This window comes from Phenylobacterium sp., assembly GCF_036263695.1.
Classification (GTDB): Bacteria; Pseudomonadota; Alphaproteobacteria; order Caulobacterales; family Caulobacteraceae; genus Phenylobacterium.
Map to the genome: position 1 here is coordinate 1 of NZ_DATAGM010000454.1, position 4,119 is coordinate 4,119.

Consider the following 4,119-nt stretch of genomic DNA (forward strand, 5'->3'; position numbering starts at 1 on the left):
GCGACGCCACCGGTGAGCTGGCCGATCGCCTCCATCTTCTGCGCCTGCCGCAGAGCCTCCTCCGCCTGCATCCGCTGCTCGACCGCCTCGGCGACCCGGGCTTCCAGCGTTTGGTTGAGCTCTCGCAGCTCCGCCGTCGCCTGTTCGGCGGCCCGGCGGGCGTCCAGAAGCTCCCGCTCGTAGCGGCGGCGGTCCGATGCGTTGAACACGGTGATCCGGAGGAACCGCACATGGCCGTCCTCATCGCGTCGCTCGACGGCGTTGACCAGCACCGGAAAGCGCGTCCCCTCGCGGGCGACGAGGTCCAGCGCCACCTCGTTGAAGAAGCCCTGCATCCGCAGCAGCGGTGCAAAGTGCGTCTCGAAGTAGATCTTCCCTGCGATGTTCAGCAGGTCCTGGAAGCGGCGCCCGACCAACTCCTCCTGCCTCCAGCCCAGCCAGACGGCGAGGGTCTGATTGACCTTGGTGATCCGCCCACCGGGCTCAGCCGACACATAGCCGCAGGGCGCGTTCTCGAAGAGGTCCGCCAAGTCCTCTTCCGCGTCGGCGTCGTGGGTCTGGTCGGTCACCGGCGCGGCCTCAGACAAAGGCCCGGATCGCCTCGATGGTCTCTTCCGGGGCGCTCAGATTCGGACAATGGCCGGTCGCGTTCATCACCACCAGCCTGCTGTTCGGCAGCTTGCCATGGACATACTCACCCACCGCCCGGGGGGCGATCACGTCCTCCGAGCACTGCAGCACCAAAGTGCGGCGATCGAATCCCTCGAGGTCGTTGCGGTTGTCGGACAGGAAGGTCGTGCGCGCGAACCGCCGGGCGATGTCCGGGTCGGTCATGCAGAAGCTGTTGGTCAGCTCCTCGCCAAGCTCCGGCCGGTCTGGATTGCCCATGATCACCGGGGCCATCGCCTGGGACCAGCCCATGTGATTGCTGTCGAGGAAGTCGAGCAACTCGTGGATCTGAGCCTCGCTGAAGCCGCCGACGTAGCTCTCGTCATCGATGTATCGCGGCGAAGGCCCGACCAGCACCAGATCGTCGAAGAGTTCCGGCGCCTTGCGCGCCGCGAGCACGCCGATCATCGCGCTGACGGAGTGGCCCACGAACACGCCTCCGCGAACGCCCTGCTCCCGGCAGAGCTCCACAACGTCGTCGGCGTAGCCCTCCAGCGACGAGTACTTCTGAGGATCGTAGGCGGAACGATCCGACCCGCCGCAGCCCACGTGATCGAACAGGATGATACGGAAATCCTGCTCGAAGGCGGGGTAGACCAGCCGCCACATGTTCTGGTCGCACCCGAACCCGTGGGCGAAGACCATGGCCCGCTCGCCGGAACCTTTGACTTGAACGTTCAGTCGCTCAGATGTCGCCACGCTTGAACTCCACTGGCCAAGCCGGGTTGGCTACCATCCAGGGGGCGGAGGCGCTACTGCGCCTATGCGCCTCGTGGGGCCGACCAAGGATCGGAGACGTCACGCCGGCGCGACGGCCTAGCCTACGAACCCCGCCGCCCGTCGCAGGCGGTCGTTGATCGCTTCGCCGAGGCCCTCTTCGGGGATCGGGGCGACGGCGATGGCGCGGGGACGCGTGGCGTCGGCGGCGCGCAGGTGGGCGAAGAGGTTGGCGGCGGCTTCGCGCAGGTCGCCGGCGGCGCTGAGGTTGAGCGGGCCAGCGTGGCCCGGGCCGAAGCCTAGGAAGGCTTCGCCGGGTTCGGGCGCGGCGGCGTTCAGGCGGACGGGAGCGTTCGGCGCGTAGTGGCGGGCGAGGCGCCCGGGGGAGCGTTTGGCGTCGGCCTCGGCCTCCGCGAGCGGGCCGATCTCGGCCTCGATCTCGGCGCGTGTGACGGCGCCGGGGCGCAGCAAGCGGGGCGCGTCCAGCAGAGCGACGACGGTGGACTCCAGGCCGACCCGGCACGACCCGCCGTCGAGGGCCGCGGCGGCGGCGGCGCCGGTCTCCTCCAGGGCGGCGTCGAAGGTCGTCGGGCTCGGCCGGCCCGAGCGGTTGGCGGATGGCGCGGCGACCGGGCCGCCGAAGGCCGCCAGCAGCGCCCGGGCGATCGGGTGGGCCGGCGCGCGAACGGCGACGGTGTCGAGCCCGGCGCGCGCCAGGTCGCTGACCTGGGCGGGCACGCGGATCGGCAGCACCAGGGTCAGCGGCCCCGGCCAGAACCTGTGCGCCAGGCGACGCGCGCGCTCGTCGAACACGGCCACCCGCTGGGCCGCATCGAGATCCGCCACATGGGCGATGAGCGGATTGAAGCTCGGCCGGCCCTTGGCCTCGTAGAGCCTGGCCACGGCGTCCGGGTTCGCGGCGTCGGCGGCGAGGCCGTAGACGGTCTCCGTAGGCAGGATCACGAGTTCACCGGCGCGCAGGGCCTCGGCCGCGCGGGCGACCGCGCGCTCGTCCACCTGCTGCTCGTCCACGCCCTGCGCCATATGGCCGGGTCGTTACACCGCGCGGGCGGGGCTTGTCCTGTTCCCTCTCACAGCCGAGATTGCGGCGCAGGTTCATCCGAAGAGGCTCCATGTCCCACGTCCAGCCGCCCTCCGCCCTGGCCTGGGGCGTGAAGCAGAGCTTCCGTAGCTACGTCGAGGCCGTCGGTGGAAAGATCGAGCTTGTGGGCTCCGTGGAGCGCGCCACCGACGGCGGCTTCGTCTTCGCCCGCGATGGCGACGCGACCCTGACCCTCGACCCCGACGGCCGGCCGCAGGGCCGGGCCCAGTTCTCGGGCGAAGTCCGGTTCGAGGCGCACGGGGGGATGCTGAAGGTCGCCATCGCCGATCCGGCCTTCGAGTTCGAGGGCGCCGCCGGCGGCCTCACTGTCGCGGACCCGTGGGCGCCAGGAAAACGGATGACCATCGCCAAGCTGGACCCCGCCGCCGCCGTCACCGAGGCCGGCGAACTCGTCGTTCCCGCCGTCACGACCCTGGACGGCATGCAGCTGCTCGGCGACCACTATCCACCTGGAACGCAGCTCGATCCCGTGCGGCTGAAACTGGGCTGAGCGGCTTCCTTCCTTTCCCATTGATAGGAAAGGGGGCCGCGGGCCGAAGCCGGCGAAAGCCGGCTGACGAGCGCGTCGTGGAAGGGGAGCTACCGCCGCGCCCGCAGGTCGACCTCGATCTTCACCTGGGCGGGGATCTGGTCGGTGGCGGCGAATTCGCCCTGGCCAATGCCGAAGGCGTTGCGGTCGATGGCGGCCTTGCCCCGCACCCGGGCCCTGTCCTCGTTTAGGTCGAGTTCGAAGGGCAGGTTCACAGGCTGGGTGACGCCGCGCAGGGTGAGCCGGCCCCGGGCGATGTAGCTGTCCTGGCCGGTGCGCTCGAAGCGGTCGGCGACGAAGGTCGCCCGTGGGTGCTCGGCGGTGTTGAAGAAGTCGAAGCCCGGCAGGGCGCCGTCGCGCTGGGCGTCTCCGGTGTCCACCGAGGCCAAGTCGATGGTCACGCTCACCCGCGAGCGGTCCAGCGCCTCGGGGCTGAAGCGCATCTCGGCGCTGAAGCGCTCGAACTCGCCCTCGATCCGTGTCTCGCCCCAGGCGGTCTCGAACTCGATCTTGGAGCCGTCGTCCACACGCCAGGCGACTGGCTCCCCGGGCGCTGCCGGCGCGGCGGCCAGCGGCTCGCCTGGCCCGGCGGCCTCGATCGGCTCGTCCTCGTCGGCGGACGCAGCGGCCGGCGGGCGCAGGCTTTCGATCGGCGGCGTCACCACCGCAGCGAAAGCCGCCACGGCGGCCGCCGCCAGGGCGATGATCGCCAGCCTGGGCTCCAGCCGCCGGCCGGCCCGCGCGCCCGGCGCCATCCGGGCCAGCACCGGCTCGTCGCGGCTGAACAGCTGGTGTTTCAGCGCCCCGGCCACGTGCAGGGCGATCAGCCCGTAGAACAGCTTGATGATGGAGTCGTGCCCCGCCTCGCCCACGTCGTGCAGCTCCTCGCGCAGCTCGCGCGACAGGGCGTTGGACCCGGGCAGGTCCGGCCAGGGGATCACGCCGTAGAGCAGCGTTGGGATCTCGATCCGGCTGGTGGAAACCATCAGCCAGCCGCTCAGCGGCATGCCGATCATCACCAGGTAGAAACCGGCGTGGGTGACGCCCGCGAGGGTCTTCTCCCAGCGCCGCAGGGTGTCCG

5 protein-coding genes are annotated in these 4,119 nt (G+C 70.8%); 1 reads left to right on the top strand and 4 read right to left on the bottom strand.

What is annotated here, in order from left to right; translation table 11 throughout:
• The 3 genes from VHK87_RS18215 to VHK87_RS18225 form a co-directional block, all read right to left on the bottom strand.
• On the bottom strand, window positions 1-569 hold a 569-nt coding region (locus VHK87_RS18215; protein ID WP_329636313.1), incomplete at its 3' end, for a PAS domain S-box protein.
• Window positions 570-579: 10 nt separating this feature from the next.
• Window positions 580-1,314: an alpha/beta hydrolase gene (locus VHK87_RS18220; RefSeq protein WP_329636314.1), complete on the bottom strand. Its 735-nt coding sequence runs from the start codon at window positions 1,312-1,314 to the stop codon at window positions 580-582.
• A 171-nt stretch (window positions 1,315-1,485) separates the two neighbouring features.
• Window positions 1,486-2,430, bottom strand: a complete 945-nt coding sequence (locus VHK87_RS18225; protein ID WP_329636315.1) for an L-threonylcarbamoyladenylate synthase — start codon at window positions 2,428-2,430, stop codon at window positions 1,486-1,488.
• Window positions 2,431-2,519: 89 nt separating this feature from the next.
• Between VHK87_RS18225 and VHK87_RS18230 the strand changes: the two genes are divergently transcribed.
• The gene (locus VHK87_RS18230) at window positions 2,520-2,999 is read left to right on the top strand and encodes an HtaA domain-containing protein (RefSeq protein WP_329636316.1); all 480 of its coding nucleotides are present in this window, start codon (window positions 2,520-2,522) and stop codon (window positions 2,997-2,999) included.
• Between the two features lie 89 nt (window positions 3,000-3,088).
• Here the strand turns inward: VHK87_RS18230 and VHK87_RS18235 are convergent.
• Window positions 3,089-4,119 (bottom strand): YceI family protein (locus VHK87_RS18235; RefSeq protein WP_329636317.1); only part of this gene is annotated, 1,031 nt, incomplete at its 5' end.

Bases quoted from the DNA above. Each gene is read 5' to 3' on its own strand.
- VHK87_RS18230 (WP_329636316.1), top strand. From the start codon at position 2,520: ATGTCCCACGTCCAGCCGCCCTCCGCCCTGGCCTGGGGCGTGAAGCAG.
- VHK87_RS18225 (WP_329636315.1), bottom strand. From the start codon at position 2,430: ATGGCGCAGGGCGTGGACGAGCAGCAGGTGGACGAGCGCGCGGTCGCC.
- VHK87_RS18220 (WP_329636314.1), bottom strand. From the start codon at position 1,314: ATGGTCTTCGCCCACGGGTTCGGGTGCGACCAGAACATGTGGCGGCTG.